Source organism: Glutamicibacter sp. AOP12-B1-11, assembly GCF_052379245.1.
Taxonomy (GTDB): domain Bacteria; phylum Actinomycetota; class Actinomycetes; order Actinomycetales; family Micrococcaceae; genus Glutamicibacter.
The window spans coordinates 18,995-35,294 of record NZ_JBQSYL010000008.1; the positions used below are offsets into that span (position 1 = coordinate 18,995).

Annotated in this window: 15 protein-coding genes; 4 read left to right on the forward strand and 11 right to left on the reverse strand. The window is 63.4% G+C overall.

What is annotated here, in order from left to right; all coding sequences use genetic code 11:
• Positions 1 to 5 precede the first annotated feature (5 nt).
• Positions 6 to 257, reverse strand: coding sequence for a DUF3039 domain-containing protein (locus ACT3UQ_RS06220; RefSeq protein WP_105554255.1), 252 nt, complete (start codon positions 255 to 257; stop codon positions 6 to 8).
• Positions 258 to 1,731: 1,474 nt separating this feature from the next.
• On the opposite strand from ACT3UQ_RS06220, the gene ACT3UQ_RS06225 reads away from it, so the two are divergent.
• Entirely contained in the window at positions 1,732 to 2,274 is a 543-nt protein-coding gene (locus ACT3UQ_RS06225; RefSeq protein ID WP_444636765.1) for a DUF222 domain-containing protein, read from the forward strand.
• A 159-nt stretch (positions 2,275 to 2,433) separates the two neighbouring features.
• Here the strand turns inward: ACT3UQ_RS06225 and ACT3UQ_RS06230 are convergent, their stop codons facing one another.
• The 4 genes from ACT3UQ_RS06230 to ACT3UQ_RS06245 form a co-directional block, all read right to left on the reverse strand.
• Entirely contained in the window at positions 2,434 to 3,999 is a 1,566-nt protein-coding gene (locus ACT3UQ_RS06230; protein ID WP_105554257.1) for a transporter, read from the reverse strand.
• Complete coding sequence (locus ACT3UQ_RS06235; RefSeq protein WP_096283870.1) at positions 3,981 to 4,739, reverse strand: ABC transporter ATP-binding protein; 759 nt, start codon at positions 4,737 to 4,739, stop codon at positions 3,981 to 3,983. Before ACT3UQ_RS06235 ends, ACT3UQ_RS06230 begins: the two co-directional genes overlap by 19 nt.
• Positions 4,740 to 4,891: 152 nt before the next feature.
• Positions 4,892 to 5,800, reverse strand: a complete 909-nt coding sequence (locus ACT3UQ_RS06240; RefSeq protein ID WP_105554258.1) for a tetratricopeptide repeat protein — start codon at positions 5,798 to 5,800, stop codon at positions 4,892 to 4,894.
• A complete protein-coding gene (locus ACT3UQ_RS06245; RefSeq protein WP_105650734.1) occupies positions 5,800 to 7,566 on the reverse strand; it encodes a hypothetical protein in 1,767 nt (588 codons plus the stop codon). The genes ACT3UQ_RS06240 and ACT3UQ_RS06245 overlap by 1 nt, the downstream gene beginning before the upstream one ends.
• 159 nt (positions 7,567 to 7,725) lie before the next feature.
• On the opposite strand from ACT3UQ_RS06245, the gene ACT3UQ_RS06250 reads away from it, so the two are divergent.
• A complete protein-coding gene (locus ACT3UQ_RS06250; RefSeq protein WP_258138810.1) occupies positions 7,726 to 9,000 on the forward strand; it encodes an AI-2E family transporter in 1,275 nt (424 codons plus the stop codon).
• Here ACT3UQ_RS06250 and ACT3UQ_RS06255 read toward each other — a convergent pair.
• A complete protein-coding gene (locus ACT3UQ_RS06255) occupies positions 8,997 to 9,338 on the reverse strand; it encodes an ATP/GTP-binding protein (RefSeq protein ID WP_105554261.1) in 342 nt (113 codons plus the stop codon). The genes ACT3UQ_RS06250 and ACT3UQ_RS06255 overlap by 4 nt on opposite strands.
• Positions 9,339 to 9,393: 55 nt before the next feature.
• Here ACT3UQ_RS06255 and nucS point away from each other — a divergent pair, with 55 nt between their 5' ends.
• Positions 9,394 to 10,089: an endonuclease NucS gene (gene nucS, locus ACT3UQ_RS06260; RefSeq protein ID WP_105554262.1), complete on the forward strand. Its 696-nt coding sequence runs from the start codon at positions 9,394 to 9,396 to the stop codon at positions 10,087 to 10,089.
• Between the two features lie 9 nt (positions 10,090 to 10,098).
• Positions 10,099 to 11,307, forward strand: a complete 1,209-nt coding sequence (locus ACT3UQ_RS06265; RefSeq protein WP_105554263.1) for an N-acetylglucosamine-6-phosphate deacetylase — start codon at positions 10,099 to 10,101, stop codon at positions 11,305 to 11,307.
• A gap of 81 nt (positions 11,308 to 11,388) precedes the next feature.
• Here the strand turns inward: ACT3UQ_RS06265 and ACT3UQ_RS06270 are convergent, their stop codons facing one another.
• From ACT3UQ_RS06270 to atpA, 5 genes are all read right to left on the reverse strand, one after another.
• Positions 11,389 to 11,817, reverse strand: coding sequence for a DUF2550 domain-containing protein (locus ACT3UQ_RS06270; protein WP_444636699.1), 429 nt, complete (start codon positions 11,815 to 11,817; stop codon positions 11,389 to 11,391).
• A gap of 8 nt (positions 11,818 to 11,825) precedes the next feature.
• Positions 11,826 to 12,095: a F0F1 ATP synthase subunit epsilon gene (locus tag ACT3UQ_RS06275; protein WP_096283884.1), complete on the reverse strand. Its 270-nt coding sequence runs from the start codon at positions 12,093 to 12,095 to the stop codon at positions 11,826 to 11,828.
• A gap of 2 nt (positions 12,096 to 12,097) precedes the next feature.
• Positions 12,098 to 13,543: a F0F1 ATP synthase subunit beta gene (atpD, locus tag ACT3UQ_RS06280; protein WP_096283886.1), complete on the reverse strand. Its 1,446-nt coding sequence runs from the start codon at positions 13,541 to 13,543 to the stop codon at positions 12,098 to 12,100.
• Between the two features lie 35 nt (positions 13,544 to 13,578).
• Complete coding sequence (locus tag ACT3UQ_RS06285) at positions 13,579 to 14,472, reverse strand: F0F1 ATP synthase subunit gamma (RefSeq protein WP_096283888.1); 894 nt, start codon at positions 14,470 to 14,472, stop codon at positions 13,579 to 13,581.
• Positions 14,473 to 14,547: 75 nt separating this feature from the next.
• Positions 14,548 to 16,185 (reverse strand): F0F1 ATP synthase subunit alpha, encoded by a 1,638-nt coding sequence (gene atpA, locus ACT3UQ_RS06290; RefSeq protein WP_105554265.1) that lies wholly within the window; start codon positions 16,183 to 16,185, stop codon positions 14,548 to 14,550.
• Positions 16,186 to 16,300 lie beyond the last annotated feature (115 nt).

The window sequence follows — 16,300 nt, forward strand, 5'->3', positions numbered from 1 at the left end:
GCTACTTAACCCATCATGGATTCGTAGATTTCCTTGCATTCGGGGCAGACCGGGAACTTCTTCGGGTCACGGCCCGGCGTCCACACCTTGCCGCACAGCGCGATCACCGGCTCGCCGGACAACGCCGACTCCATGATCTTTTCCTTCTGCACATAGTGCGCAAAGCGCTCATGATCGCCGGCCTCGACGCCATGCGTCGTCTCCGTGCGTTCGATCGTTGATGTTCCACCACGGGTTTCTTCAGACTGTTCCACCATGCCACCAATTCTAGTACGCCACGGCCCAGCACGGCACCCTCGGCGATGGGAGCTTGTCCACACCGCCATCCCCTTGACTCGTCCGCTGCCCCGGCAGGACGCGCATGAATACCCGCACAACCAGCACATTTATCCTCCGCCGCCGCCGTCCTGCCCCGACGGGCTCAAGTCATTTCAAACCTCCGATGCCACCGGGTGTGTCTGCGCAGCCTAATTGCGCGGAGGCTTATCCACAGTCCGCGCTCCGCACGCTCACCTCCGTTTGTCCGGGCGCATACTCGAACCCATGAACACCACCGCCCTCGGGGACACCCTCAGCCAGCTGGACCGGAAGCTCACCGAGCTCACCGGCCCAGGCTTGTCCCCGAGCCTGGCGGGCACCGACCTGCGGGCCCTGTTCACCGGCACCACACAGCTGCTCACCACCCTGCGCGAACACCTGGCCAGCACCGAGGACCCACGCCTGGCCCTCGAACTCGCCACCGCCGGTCAAGCGCTGGCCGATGAAGCCGCCCGCATGCGCGTGGCCGCCGCGGACCGCATCGCGGCCACCAACGCTCACACCCTCCACACCGACGAACTGGACGCGCTGCGCACCACCGGAGCCGACACCAGCCGGGACGCGCAGCGCTGCACCGGGCGGCCCAGCTTCCTGGACCCCGCCGCCCTCTTAGCCTCTTGGCTTCACCTGCCCTACACCGAAGCGGCCACCCTCATCCAGGATGCGAGTGATCTCATTGGCCGCCGGGACCCGGCAGGCCAGTCGGTCCCGCCGCGCTTCACCCACCTCGGCGCGCTGTTCACTAGCCCGGATCCCGCCAGAGCCCCGGTGCTGCATCCGTCCCTCGTGCAGGAGACCAGCCGCAAGCTGGCTAAACGCGAACCGAAGGATCTGACCTTCGAAGGCATCGGCACCGAGGCGACACTGCGCCATGCTGATGGGCGGGCGGTGGAGGAACACGCCGCCGAGGTGCTGCGCGGGGCGCAGAGCGTGAAGGAAGCCGAGAAGCACGTGACGCAGCTGATCAGCAGCGCCGCCACCACGCCGGGTACCGCGACCAAAGCGTCGGTGCGGCGCGGGTTGTATGCGTTGCCGGTGCGCAATGCGCTGAGCCGGGAGTTCCTCTTGCGGGTGAGCACGCTGGAGGGAGAGGTGCTCGATTCGTTGATCGCGCAGGCCAATAATCCGCGCACCCGGGTGGGGCAGGCGGTGCGCACGAACCCCGGAGACCCTGCACCGTCCCACGACGAAGCAGAAGCATCCGAGGCCATCGAGACGACCAGCAGCGAACAAAACGGCACCGACGAGGATGAAGACGCTGCGTCGGCCGTGGATCCGAGCATTCTCGAACCGGCCGTACCGGAAGCCACCACCGAACCAAACACCGCGAGTTCGGGCCTCCCGGATTTCCTTCCCGAAGGCGTGGGCAACGAAGCACGCTGGGACCCCGAAGAGACCGAAACCATCGCGACCGTGCCCGAACGGGCGCTGAACGCGCTGCTGGACATCCTCACCACCACCACTGCTGGTGGAGGGTCGCGGATCCGGCCCGAGGTGATCGTGCATCTGAAGTTGGAGAACCTGCAGGATCTGGCCGCCGGGGATGCACGGACCGCGCACGGGGTGCATCTGCCGCCCGGCGAGCTGAGACGGCTCTTGTGCGAGGCCGAGATCATACCGGCGGTGTTCAATTCGAAGAGCGAACTGCTTGATTATGGCCGAGCCCAACGCATCGTGCCGGAGAAGCTCAAGCGGGCGGTGCTGGCCCGCGATCGCGGGTGCATTGTGCCCGGGTGCACGGAGCCGCCGGAGAAGGTGGAGTTCCACCATATTGATCCGTGGTGGAAGGGCGGGGAGACGAAGCTGGGCAATTTGGGGGCTTTGTGCCGTGGTGCGCATATGGATGCCGATGCGGGGCGGATCCAGGTGGTATTGGTGGATGGGTTGCCGCATGTGATTTTGCCGAAGCATGTTGATCCGGAGCAGCAGCCGCGGCGTAATACGTATTGGGACTAGCCACTGGTGAGCGGGAGAACTCCGCCCACGACCGTGACCGCGCAAGGCGCAGGAGACCAGGGCATCAATTCGGTTAGTTCGTGAGTTAAGACAACGCCCGCATCAACCGGGTCGGAGAAAATCCGACCCGGTTGATGCGGGCGTTGCAGGGTTTGCTGTCTAGCGGTTGACCAGCACCGCTTGCATCAGCTCCGGCTGACGCGCGTCCATGGTCTTGCCACCAATCTTGATCCCAAGGAACAGCATGATGGAACCGGTGATCAGGCCGACCGCGACGGTAATGTATCCGGCCAGCATCGATTGAGTCACCCAACCGAAGATATATGGCACCAGCGTTGGAATCAGCAGCACACCCATGATGCCAAAGGTCGCCAGCTGAGTCAGCGCCACGCGGGCACCATTGCCTGGCGGAGTCTTCATCGGATTGTCCCCAGGCAGCGGCACCGCGTAGGTGTACCGCGCCGAAGCGATCGAGGCGACGCCCAACGCAATCAGGAACGCTCCTATGGACATTCCCAGATCGCCGGGAATACGCCACGGCTGACCGGTCAGCGTGGCCGGCAAGACCGCGGCCAGGATCAGCGGCACGATGACCAGTGCGAAGCACGCCAGCACGCGGCCCAAACGATCGTCCTTGCCCGTCACACCGGTCAGCACATGCAGCGCAAAGGCGGTGTTGTCATAGGAGACATCCGCGGAGATCGAGAAACCCATCAAAATGCCGATCAACGGACCGAGCAGCAGCATCATGGAGTAGTTTCCCGTGGTTCCGCTGGCAAAGTAGAAGATGATCGGGAGCATCGGCACCATGATCACGCTCAACGCATAGCGCGGGTCTTTGAACCAATAGGTCAGGGCGCGCGCGGCCACCGCGCCGCTGGGCGTAGCCGGGGTGATTTTGAAGAACCCCAATCCCTTCGCGCTCGATGCACGCTGCGCGGCCGGCGGAGTGACCGTGGCCTTGCCGGTGGCTCGGGTCAGCAAGAGATACAGCCCGGCCAGGTAGACCAGCGCCAACGCAAGGTGCAGCCCCAAGGCCGCGAACTGACCGGTGGCAAAGTCATTTGGCACGGCTGCAAAGGCACCGAGCGGGGTGAACGCAAGGACCTTGGTGGCGGGGATCAGCAGGTCGAAGATCGATTCGACGTTGGTGGCGATCGTGGTGATGATCGGGCCCAGGCTGATCAACAGCAAGAACAGCACACCGAAAGACAGCTCGCGGAAACGGCGCTTGGCGCGCAGCGCGGTGGCCATGATCGTCAGGTACTGGCAGAGCAGAATCGCCATCACCCAGGTGCCGATCGCACAGAGCAGCCCAACGATGAGCGCCAATGGATCCAGTCGCCAGATCGTGGAAAAGCCCAGCACCGCAAGCATCGTCAGAAAGGCCGGAACCGAGATGAACCCGGCGAGGATCAGCCCGCGGGCCAAGGTCTTGGCCTCGATGCCGAAGTGGACGAAGCGCTGTGGCTCCAGGGTCAGGTCCACACCGGTGATCATCGGCGGGATCACCGCCCAACCGAGCACAATCACCGAACCGACCAGCACGCTCACCCAGCCGCGCGCCTCTAAGTTGTCGGCGCTAAACCACATGGCCAGCGACAGCATCACCACCATGCCCAGCGCGTAAAGCCCACCGATGATCACGCCCGCCAGCTGCCACGGGCTGCGCTTGAAGCCGTTGGCCAGTAGCCGCAGCTTCAGCTTTAGGATGTACGCAACCATGACAGCCCTTCACTTGTGCCACGGCCGCCGACCAGATCGACGAAGCGGTCCTCCAAGGACATCCCGTCGCGTACCTCGTCCACCGTGCCCGAGGCCTTGAGCACGCCGCCGTCGATGACCGCCACATGCGAGCACATGCGCTGGACCAGGTCCATCACGTGCGAAGAAACGATCACGGTGCCGCCGAAGGCGACGTAGTCGTTGAGGATGTCGCGGATATTCGCCGCGGAAACCGGGTCCACCGCTTCGAAGGGCTCATCGAGCACCAGCAGCTTCGGCGAGTGGATCATCGCGGTCGCTAGCGAAATCTTCTTGGTCATGCCCGCGGAGTAGTCCACGACGAGTTTGTCGCCGTCCGCGCTCAAATCCATCACGCGCAGCAGGTCTTCGGTGCGCGTGGTGACCTCCTCGCGGTCCATGCCGCGCAGCAGGCCGGCGTAGGTCACCAGCTGCCGGCCGGTCAGCCGGTCGAATTGGCGCACCCCGTCGGCGAGCACGCCCAGGGTCCGCTTGGCGGTGTGCGGCTCCGCCCAGATGTCCACCCCGTTGACCAGCGCGCTGCCCTGATCCGGGCGCAGCAGTCCGGTCGCCATTGAAAGCATCGTCGTTTTGCCTGCACCATTGGGTCCGACTAGTCCATAGAAGGACTTGGCGGGCACCTGGAGGCTGACATTGTTCACCGCCACCTTGTCACCAAATTGCTTGGCAAGGTTCCTTATTTCGAGCGCCATGCTATTCATGTGTCGAGAATATCAACCTGCCAAGTCAAGACGCATCATCCTTTGGAGTTAATCTCGTAGCCCAGGCCCGTGGTAGGAGCATCCGGGCAGAATAAAACGGCCCACTTTCATCGCCTGAGCAATGAAAGTGGGCCGTCATGGGCTGCGGGTGCTTAGAACAGCACGCGGGCCAGCTTCTGGCGCGATGCCGCCACGCGCGGATCCGCGTTGCCGATCACCGCGTAGAGCTCGATCAGCCGGCGGCGGATCCGTTCGCGGTCTTCATCGGCCAACCGCGAGATCAGCGAGACCAGCCGGGCGAAGGCGTCTTCCACATGTCCGCCGACCAGGTCCAGATCCGCAACGTTCAGCTGCGCGGTGAGATCATCCGGGTTTTCTGCCGCGGCGGCTCGCGCCTCGTTCAGCTCCAGGGCCTGCGTGCGGGAGAGCAAACGCACCTGGTAGACGCCGACCTGGGCGTCCTGATCGTTGGGCTTTTCGTTGAGCGCCTCAAGGTAGGCTGCCTCGGCGGCGGCGTAGTCACCGGCGTCGATCGCATCCACCGCCTTTTGGTGCAGCGGCGGCAATGGCTGCTCTTCGCTTCCGCCGGAGAAGGCCGGAACGCTCCCGGCCAAGCCCTGCTGCACGCCCAGTTCGGCCAGCTGGTTGAGCACCTGGTCGATCTGCTCGGCAGCTGCCGGGCCTTGGAAGAGCGGGACCGGCTGGCCGTTGACCAACGCGATCACCATCGGGATCTGCTCCGCCTTGAACGCTTGGGCGATATTCGGGTACTTCTCCGCGTCCACCAGGCCGAGCACCATCTTGCCGGCGCGGCGATCCACGAGGGTTTTCAGCGCGGCGTCGAGGTCTGCGGAGACCTGCACCCGAGGCGAACCCAGGGAGACGATCGCCGGCACCTGCTGGGAGAGCCCGACAAACTGCTGGAATGCGGCCTCGTCCAGGGTCAGCGTCCAGCTAGCCGCCGCGCCGGGTGCGTTCTCCTCGGTGGCCTGCGGGCCGTGGGCGGCCAGGGAGCCTAAATCGATGGCTCCGCGCGCCGAGGGAATATGTGGTTCGGTCATTAGTTCTCCTCCGCCTGCTTGACGCTCAGCAACACTACCTCGCTGGCGACAAGCTGAATCTTGTCGTCATTGCCGGACGCTGGGATGTACATCATCACCGGTTCGGCGTACGTGATCTCTACGTTACCGGTAGAGGTGCTCGATCCAAGCAACTTCTTGGTCAGCTCGTCGGCGCTCTCCAGCGGATCTGCATCCTCGGTGCGCTCGAATACTGCCTTCTGGTTCAGCCGGCCGGTGACGATCGCACCGCCATCGGGGGTGGAGATCACCTGCGTGTCCTTCTTGTTGACCGAGCGCGAGTACTTCACATTCGCCTCGTTGGCTTCTTCCTTTTCCTTCTTCTGCCCCGAGTGGATCGCCTTGATGAATTCGGATTCCGCGAAGTTGCCCTTGTGCTTGGACTTCTCGTTGGTCAACACGTCCGCGAGCTGATCGAGCGCCTCTTCCGGCTTGACCTTCAGCCCTTCGGCATTGCTGCCCAGCTGCTGGATCGAGGGGTCTCCCACCGCGATGCCCGGGAAGGTCGAGTTCGGCAGCATCTGCGCGGCGAAGCTGACCTTGTAGTTTTCGCGAGCGCTGTCCTGCTTCAGGGTCAACGCCATCGGCAAGGTGGCCGGATCCGAGTCCTTTGCGGTCACCACCGAGATCACCCGCGGGAATTTCGCCTCGGAGCTATTTGGCACGGCGGCCGAGCGAATCACCGCGGTCTTCAGCGCCAGCGGCTTGGCGATCTTGATGTCGTCATTCAGGATGTCGTAGCGCTTGGTGCGCAGGTCCTTGAAGGCACCGGAGGTACGGGCATCCAGGTCCTTCTTCGTATTCTTCTCGTCGGCCTTGCCGATCTGTTTCTCCACGTCGCCCAGGATCCGCTGCAGCTGCTCCTCGGTGAGCACCGGGTAGCTATCGGGTTCGGCTTCCGCGGACGTCGATTCGTCGGCCGGCTTCGAGTCGTCGGCGGGCTTGGATTCCTCCGCTTTCTCCGATTCCTCGGATTTCGCGGAGTCCGATGCCTTGGCCGATTCGGCTGGCTTGTCTTCCGACGGTGCCATCGGCACGCTGACCCCGCCCACGGCCAAGGCGAGCACCGCGACCATGGCCAGCGAGTTCTGCGTGGTCGAGCCGCCCATGGCGCTCGGGGAGGCAGCTTCGGCGCGGCGCGCAGGCTTGGAAGGCTTGATCACGCGCATCAGCAGCAGGGCCACACCGAAGACGAGCAGCAGCGCGCCGATGATGATCAGCGGCAGCGCCCATGGCATGGCATCGTCGTTGGCATAGGTGACCGAAATATCGGTTGGCGCCGCCTTGGTGCCATCGGCGGCCAGCAGCAGCGACCAGTCGCCGTTATCCGGCGCGGTCCAGCGGTAGGTCATCGTGCCATCGGCCTTCTGCGAGTCGAAGAACAAGTCATCGCCAGCCGGGTTCGGGGTCTTCTTCTCCCCGTCGATCAGTTCGGCGACCAGCTGGTGGTTTTCGCGGTCCACTCCGGTCAGCTCGACATGGGAGGCGTTGTCGACCCACGCCTCGACGTCGTAGCTGCGCGCCAGCGAGGCGGTGAACTCGCCGTCTCCGCTGATCACCAGCTCCACCGGTTCGGCATTGGCATTCTGCACCGACGGTTGGATAACCGTCAGCGGCGCCTCGGATTCAAATTCTGGCATGCTTGCGGTGACCGTTTCGGGCGGAGCCCAAAAGGTCTTCTGTCCGATCCCTACCACCAGGGCAACGGCCCCAAGCAGGATCGCGATCACGGAGATAACTTTTCGCACGACTTCACCTATTCGCCAACGGTCACAGCTGTTCTTTCACAAGTCTAACGAGTCCATCGCCCCAATGGTTCCGCGATCTACCTGTGAAGTGGCTCAAATGACCATGTCGGAGTGTCATAGAGCACTTTCAGAACCCATTCCGGCGGTATGCTCGGTGCCATGGAGAGTAATCAGCCGCCCAATGAACTTCCGGACCCGGCAACCAACCCCGCGCACCCCTCCGCCACCGAGCCGTCCGCCGGGCAGCCCGAGCAGGGTTCCGCCGAGCCCGAATCCCCCACCGCGCAGTGGGCACGCCGGCTTTCCGCCAAGGTGAACGCACTGCTGAAATCCCCGCGCCGCCCCAACTCGTTCGGTGAGCTCCCGGAGGCCACCGATCAGGGGACCCCCGAGCCGATCCCCGCCCTGCACCCGATCTCCATGGGCTTCTTGGGCACCATCGGCGTGGGAATGGCGCTGGCCGGCTACTACCTGCTGACCAATGTCGGCTCGCTGATCACCTGGATTGCGATCGCCCTGTTCATCGCCCTGGGACTGGACCCGGTGGTGCGGTTCCTGATGCGCCGCGGGTTGAACCGGCCGCTGGCGGTCACCTCCACAATGGTCGGGTTGCTGGCAATCTTCGCGGGGTTCATGGCGCTGATCATCCCGACGCTGGTCACGCAGATCACCCAATTCATCTCCCGCGCCCCGGAAATCACCGACAACTTCCTCAACAGCCAGTGGGTCAGGCAGATCGATGCGCAGTATGCGCTCTCGGCGCGCGTTAATACCGAGGTGCAGCGCTTCTTCGGCGATTCCGGCGCGGTCACCAACGTGTTCGGCGGCGTGCTGGGCGTCTCCCAGACGGTGGCCCAGTCGATGTTCGGCGTACTGATCGTGCTGGTCCTGGCGATCTACTTCCTCGCCTCGCTGCCGGGCATGATGTCGTTTTCGATGCGCTTGGTCCCGCGCTCCAAGCGGACGCGCGCCAGCGAAATCGCTACCCGCATCACCCGCTCGGTGGGCAACTACGTCATGGGCCAGGCCTCGGTGGCGGTGCTCAACGCGCTCGTCGCGCTGGCGCTGATGACCCTGCTGGAGGTCCCCTTCGCGGCGTTGCTGACCTTGCTGGTCGCGATGCTGGCCTTCATTCCGCTGGTCGGCGCGGTGATCGCCGGGGTGCTGGTCACCCTGGTCACCCTCACCCTGGGCTGGCAGACGGCGCTGATCTACGCGGTCTGCTACTTCGGCTACCTGCAGATGGAGGCCTACTTCGTCTCCCCGCGCATAATGAACAAGGCCGTCGCGGTGCCCGGGGCCGTCGCGGTGATCTCGGTGATCGCCGGCGGCACGCTGGTGGGGATCACCGGGGCGCTGATGGCCATCCCGGTCGCCGCCTCGGCGATGATCCTGCTGCGCGAGGTGTTCATCGCCCGCCAGGACCGGCTCTAGTAGCGGTAGGAGCGCGATTCCCAGCAGTTCGGATGCCAGTGCCGGCGATTCGCCGCGGCCGCATCGTCCCCGGACCAATGATCGGCCCGCCAGGTCACCAGGTGCGCCACGCCCGGGGTGATCATTCGATGGCAGCCCGGGCAGGTGTAGGTTTTCACCGCGTTCAGCGGGGACACCTTGCGCACATGCCATTGCCCGTCCGGGGCATCCTGCAGGCGCACCACCCCATAGCGGGCGCGCTGCATCCAATCTTCGTCATTGCCCTGCGGCGCGCTGGACCGCGAACGAGCATTCGGTGCGGATCCTGGTTTGCGGCGCGGGCGGTTCGAACGTGGCATGCCTTTAATCATGCCGTATCGCGCACCGGCGGCACGAACCGGTAAAGTAGGTCGGGTGCGTTTAGTGGTTGCAAAGTGTTCAGTAGATTACGAGGGCCGTCTTCGAGCCCACCTCCCCCTAGCTACCCGGCTGATCATGGTCAAGGCCGATGGTTCGGTGCTGATCCATTCCGACGGCGGCAGTTACAAGCCGTTGAACTGGATGAATCCGCCGCTGGTATTACGTGAGGCGAGTCCCGATGAGGACGCCGCCGCCCTCGGCGCGCTCAGCGTCTGGCATGTGACCAGCGCGAAGACCGATGACAAGTTGACCATCAGCTTCCATTCGATCGAGCACGATTCGGCTCATGAGCTCGGCGTGGACCCGGGGCTGATCAAGGACGGCGTGGAGGCCGATCTGCAGCGCCTGCTGGCGGAGCAGATCGGGCTGCTCGGCGACGGTCACCGGCTGGTGCGCCGCGAGTACATGACCGCCATCGGCCCGGTGGACATCCTGGCGCGCGATTCCTCCGGCGCCGCGGTGGCGGTGGAACTCAAACGCCGCGGAGACATCGACGGTGTCGAGCAGCTCACCCGCTACCTGGAGCTGCTCAACCGCGATCCGCTGCTCAAACCGGTCACCGGAGTGTTCGCCGCACAGCAGATCAAGCCGCAGGCCCGCACCCTGGCCGAGGACCGCGGGATCCGCTGCCTGACCCTGGATTACGATGCAATGCGCGGAGTCGATGACTCTGCGGGCAGACTCTTCTAAGCTAGGTACATGAATACCGCTTCGCGTTACGCCATTTTCGCCACTCTCGTCTCCGATGGACAGGAAGTCAGCGATGGCGTGCTGGCCATCGAGGACGATCGAATCCGTTTCGCGGGCAACCGCGACGACTGGCTCGCCCTGCCCGAGGCGGAAGAATTCACCGACTATCCGGTGCCCGAAGGCACCATCCTCATCCCCGGGCTGATCGACCTGCACTGCCACGGGGCCCTCGGCGCCGATTTCGCCGCCCCGGAACACGGGCCGGTCACCGACGCCCTGGAGTACCTGCACCGCGCCGGCACCACCACCCTGCTCGCCTCGCTGGTCACCGCCGAGCAGGGCGAGATGACCCGGGCGGCCGAAATTCTGGCCGAATTCGCCGAGGCGGGCCAGATCGCCGGCATCCACGCCGAAGGCCCCTTCCTTTCAGCGGCGCGCTGCGGGGCGCAAGATCCGCGCTACCTCACCGACCCGGACCCCGAATTTGTCGAAGAGCTCGTGGCCGCCAGCCGCGGCCAGCTGCGCACCATGACCTACGCCCCGGAGCTGGCCGGCTGCGAGGAGCTGATCGAACAGCTGGTGATCCTCGGCGTCGTGCCCTCCCTAGGGCACACGAACGCGAGCGCCGAGGTCACCGCCGCATCCCTGCGCTACGCCCGCGACCAGCTGAGCAACGCCGGGGTGGACGGCTTCACCGAGAAGCCCACCGTCACCCACCTGTTCAACGGCATGCCTCCGCTGCATCACCGTGAGCCCGGTCCGGTGGCCGCCTGCCTGGAGGAGGCCTCGCGCGGCAACGCCTTCGTGGAACTCATCGCCGATGATGTGCACCTGTCCCCCGATACGGTCCGCCTGGTGTTCAACCTGATCGGCGGGCGCCATGTGGTGCTGGTCAGCGATTCGATGGCCGCCACGGGGCTGAGCGACGGGCACTACTCGCTGGGCCCGGCGCAGGTTGAGGTCAAGGATTCGCAGGCCCGCCTGGCCGACGGTTCGCTGGCCGGTGGCACCAGCACCCTGCTTGAGGTGCTGCGCTGCACGGTCGACGCGGGCATCCCGCTGACCCGGGCCATCGAGTCCGCCACCTCCATCCCCGCCGCGCTGATCGGCCTGGCCGACGAGGTCGGCAGCCTGCACTATGGCTTCTGCGCCGACGTGGTGATGCTTGACGCGAAGCTGCAGCTGCAGCAGGTGATCCGCAACGGGCAGGTCCTCTAGCCCGCATCCGGTTTAAACAGCGCATCCCGCCGTGTCCACCCAATGGGTGGACACGGCGGGTTGCGTTTTTGCGGCGCTGGCTCAGATTTGCCAGCTGCCGGCGATCGGCCCGGCTTCAAGCCAGGCGGAGAAACCCGTGTAGTCGCGGTAGTCCATCGCAAGCAGCTGCTCTTCGCCCGATTGGGTGAGCTGCACGATGACGAACCCCTGAGGAATCTGCATCGCTTCATCCTCGCTGGGCCGACGCCAACCGTTCATTTCTAATCCGCGGCGCTGCAGCACGTAGCTGGGCACCGGGGAGACAGAGAAAAACCGCAACAGGTCCAGATGTCCCCCGCCGTAGCGGCCGATCGCCATCATCCAGCGGCCCTTGGGCGTGCGGATGGAGGCGTCGAAGGTGCCCAGGGTGCGCCGCAATTGAATGCGGCGCACACCCATGGCACCGAAGAACAACACGATGCAGGTTAATACCAGCAGCGCTATCAGAACTGGTGCGGTTATCTCGATCAATTCAATGCCTACGCTGCGGTACCAATCACAGCGTTATCGGCGACGATCACTACGCGATCCGAATCGACGGAGCAGAAGCCACCGTCGATCTGCACCGAGAAGCGCGCTTCGGAAACTGGATCGATTTCCAGATCCCCAGCGGCAAGCACCGACAGCATCGGAACGTGACCGGGCAGAACGCCGATCTCGCCGTCAACCGAACGTGCCTTGACCAGCTTCGCAGCGCCGGACCACACGAAGTGGTCCGCCGCAACGATTTCGACCTGAAGTTCGGCCATGGTTAGCTGGCCTTCTGGATTTCGGCCCACTGGCGCTCGACGTCATCAAGACCGCCGATGTTGAAGAACGCCTGCTCTGCGATGTGGTCCAAGTCGCCATCGCAAATGGCCGTGAAGCCTTCGATGGTGTCCTTGATTTCAACGGTCGAACCCTCAACACCGGTGAACTGCTTTGCGGTGTAGGTGTTCTGCGACAGGAACTGCTGGATACGGCGTGCACGCGACACGACGATCTTGTCCTCTTCGCCCAGTTCGTCAATGCCGAGGATCGCGATGATGTCCTGCAGTTCCTTGTTCTTCTGCAGAATAGCCTTCACGCGGATGGCAGTGTCGTAGTGCGCCTGACCGATGTACTGCGGATCCAGGATTCGCGAGGTCGAGGTCAGCGGATCGATCGCCGGGTACAGACCACGCGACGCGATTTCACGCGACAGTTCGGTGGTTGCATCCAAGTGAGCGAAGGTTGCAGCTGGAGCCGGGTCGGTGTAGTCATCGGCCGGGACGTAGACGGCCTGCATCGAGGTGATCGAGCGGCCCTTCGTCGAGGTGATGCGTTCCTGCAGCAGGCCCATCTCATCGGCCAAGTTCGGCTGGTAACCCACGGCCGAAGGCATGCGGCCCAGCAGGGTCGACACCTCGGAACCGGCCTGGGTGAAGCGGAAGATGTTGTCGATGAACAGCAGCACGTCCTGGTTCTGCACATCGCGGAAGTACTCCGCCATGGTCAGTGCCGACAGTGCCACGCGCAAGCGAGTTCCAGGTGGCTCATCCATCTGGCCGAACACCAGGGCGGTGTCCTTCAGAACGTTGGCTTCTTCCATTTCGACCCAGAGGTCGTTGCCTTCACGGGTGCGCTCGCCCACACCGGCGAATACCGAGGTACCGCCGAAGTTACGTGCCACACGGGTGATCATTTCCTGGATCAGCACGGTCTTACCCACACCTGCGCCACCGAACAGACCAATCTTGCCACCCTTGATGTACGGGGTGAGAAGGTCAATCGACTTGATGCCGGTTTCCAGCATCTCGGTCGAGCCCTCAAGGTCTGCGAACTTAGGTGGCTGGCGGTGGATTGGCCAGCGCTCGGTGACCTGGATCTCCGAGTTGTCAACGTCCAGGGCTTCGCCCAAAACGTTGAAGATGTGGCCCTTGACGCCGTCGCCAACAGGGACGGAAATCGAAGCGCCGGTGTCGATTACCTGGGTACCGCGTACCAGGCCGTCAGTGGCCTGGAGGGATACCGCGCGGACCATGTTGTCACCGAGGTGCTGGCTGGTCTCGAAGGTAATGGTCTTGGTTACACCGGCGAGGGTTAGCTCGGCGGTGAGGGCGTTGTAGATTGAAGGCAGTGCATCGGCAGGGAACTCGACGTCCACGACCGGGCCAATCACGCGGGCAATACGACCGGTGGCCCCTGCGGTAACCTGCTCGTTGAGTTGGGCAGTCATCTTTCTCACTTCTTGTCTGGTCGGAGTTTCGAAATTTAGCTGTTCAGCGCGTCTGCGCCGGCAATAATTTCCGAAAGCTCCTGGGTGATTTCAGCCTGACGGGCATTGTTGAGCAATCGCTTGTACTTCTTGATTAGTTCGCCAGCGTTGTCGCCAGCAGCCTTCATCGCACGCTGACGAGCAGCGAGCTCCGAGGCTGCGGACTGCAGCTGGGCGTTGAACAATCGCGAATCGATGTACCGCGGAAGCAGCGCGTCAAGCACTTCCTCCGGCGATGGCTCAAATTCGTACAGTGGCAACAACTCGTCGGTTGGCGTCTCGGTCTCATCCTCGACTACCTCCAACGGCAACAGACGGATGACCGTCGGTTCCTGCGTGACCATCGACTTGAACTGGGTGTATACGACGTGGATCTCCTCCACACCGCCCTGCTCGTAATCGGTAGCGAAGTCCTCTAGGAGGATTTCGCGCAGCTCGCGTGCGGTTTCGAAACGCGGGGAATCGGTGTCCCCGGTCCACACTCGGGCGTACTCGCGCGAACGGAAATCGAAGTAAGCCTGAGCCTTGCGGCCGACCAAATAGGTCTTGACTTCCTTGCCTTCCTCACGCAGGAGTTCCACGAGATGCTCTGCCTGCTTCAGAACGCTGGCGGAGTAGGACCCGGCGAGGCCTCGGTCCGACGTCATAACCAAGACCGCGGCGCGGCGAACCTGCGCCGGCTCGGTGGTCAATGGGTGATCGACATCGGCCTGGGACGCGACGGCGGTTACTGCACGGGTAATCGCATTGGCATACGGCAATGAAGCCGAAACACGCGCACGTGCCTTGCCGATGCGGGATGCAGCGATCAGTTCCATCGCCTTGAAGATCTTGCGCATCGACGAAGTCGAACCGATCTTCTGGCGGTAGACCCGAATCTGGGCTCCCATGTGTGTCCTTTCCTTAATCCTTACGATCGGGGCGTGGCGCCGCTAGCAGCGCCCCACCCCTGCGTAAAGAAAATGTCAGCGCTTCTGCTTGACGATCTTTTCCTGGTCGACGGACTCGGCGTTCAGAGCGTCATGCTCTTCGTGGCCGGCTGCAACCAGCTGGTCATCGCCTTCACCGAAGAAGCCAGCCTTGAAGTCGACGACGGCAGCCTTCATGGCTTCCACGGTCTCGTTCTCCAGCTTGCCAGTCTGGCCGATAACGGTCAGCACCTGAGTGCGGTGACGCAGGTAATCGATGAACTCGGTTTCGAAGCGGCGGACGTCTTCCACTGGAACATCGTCCAGGTAGCCGTTGGTGCCGGCCCAAACCGATACAACCTGATCTTCCACGGCGTACGGCTGGTACTGGCCCTGCTTGAGCAGTTCCATCAGACGTGCACCACGGGTGAGCTGCTGCTTGGAAGCGGCGTCCAGGTCCGAAGCGAACATGGCGAAGGCCGCCATGTCGCGGTACTGGGCCAATTCGAGCTTCAGCGTACCGGAGACCTTCTTCATGGCCTTGACCTGTGCCGAACCACCCACGCGGGATACGGAGATACCCACGTCGACGGCTGGACGCTGGTTGGCGTTGAACAGGTCCGACTGCAAGAAGATCTGACCGTCGGTGATCGAGATCACGTTGGTCGGGATGAACGCGCCCACGTCGTTTGCCTTGGTCTCGATGATCGGCAGACCGGTCATCGAACCTGCACCGAGTTCGTCGGAGAGCTTGGCACAACGCTCAAGCAGGCGGGAGTGTAGGTAGAACACGTCGCCTGGGTAGGCTTCGCGTCCTGGTGGACGGCGCAGCAACAGCGACACGGCGCGGTATGCTTCAGCCTGCTTGGACAGATCGTCAAAGACGACCAACACGTGCTTGCCACCGTACATCCAGTGCTGGCCGATGGCCGAGCCTGCGTAAGGGGCGAGGTACTTGAAGCCAGCTGGGTCGGATGCCGGGGAGGCCACGATGGTGGTGTACTCCAAAGCGCCCTGCTCTTCGAGGGTCTGACGTACGGCAGCGATGGTCGATGCCTTCTGTCCAACCGCTACGTAGATGCAGCGAACCTGCTTGGTCTCGTCGCCGGAGGCCCAGTTGGCGCGCTGGTTCAAGATGGTGTCAACCGCGATAGCGGTCTTACCGGTCTGGCGGTCACCAATGATCAGCTGACGCTGGCCACGGCCGATCGGGATCATGGCGTCGATAGCCTTCAGACCGGTCTGCATTGGCTCGTGCACGCTCTTGCGCTGGGTGACGCCTGGTGCCTGGAGTTCCAGTGCACGGCGGCTCTCGGCCTCGATTGGGCCCAGGTTATCCATTGGCTCACCCAATGGGTCAACCACGCGGCCCAGGAAGGCGTCGCCTACTGGAACCGAAAGGATCTCGCCGGTGCGCTCAACCTTCTGGCCCTCTTCGATGCCGGTGAAGTCACCAAGCACGACAACACCGATTTCGCGGGTGTCAAGGTTCTGGGCCAGGCCCAGAGTTCCGTCTTCGAACTTGAGCAACTCGTTGGCCATGACGGAAGGAAGACCCTCCACCTTGGCGATGCCGTCGCTCGCGCTGACGACGCGTCCCACCTCGGTACGCTCTGCCTTACCCGGTTCGTAGGAAGTAGCGAACTCGTTTAGGGCATTACGGACGTCGTCGGCATTGATGGTCAAATCGGCCATCTGCAGTCCCTGCTCTCCTAAATTGTGATCCGTAGAAAAAGATTACGAATCGAATATGAATGAAGTCTGTTGTGGTCCTGGTTAGCTAGGACTTCGATGCGGGGATCGCTCCCCC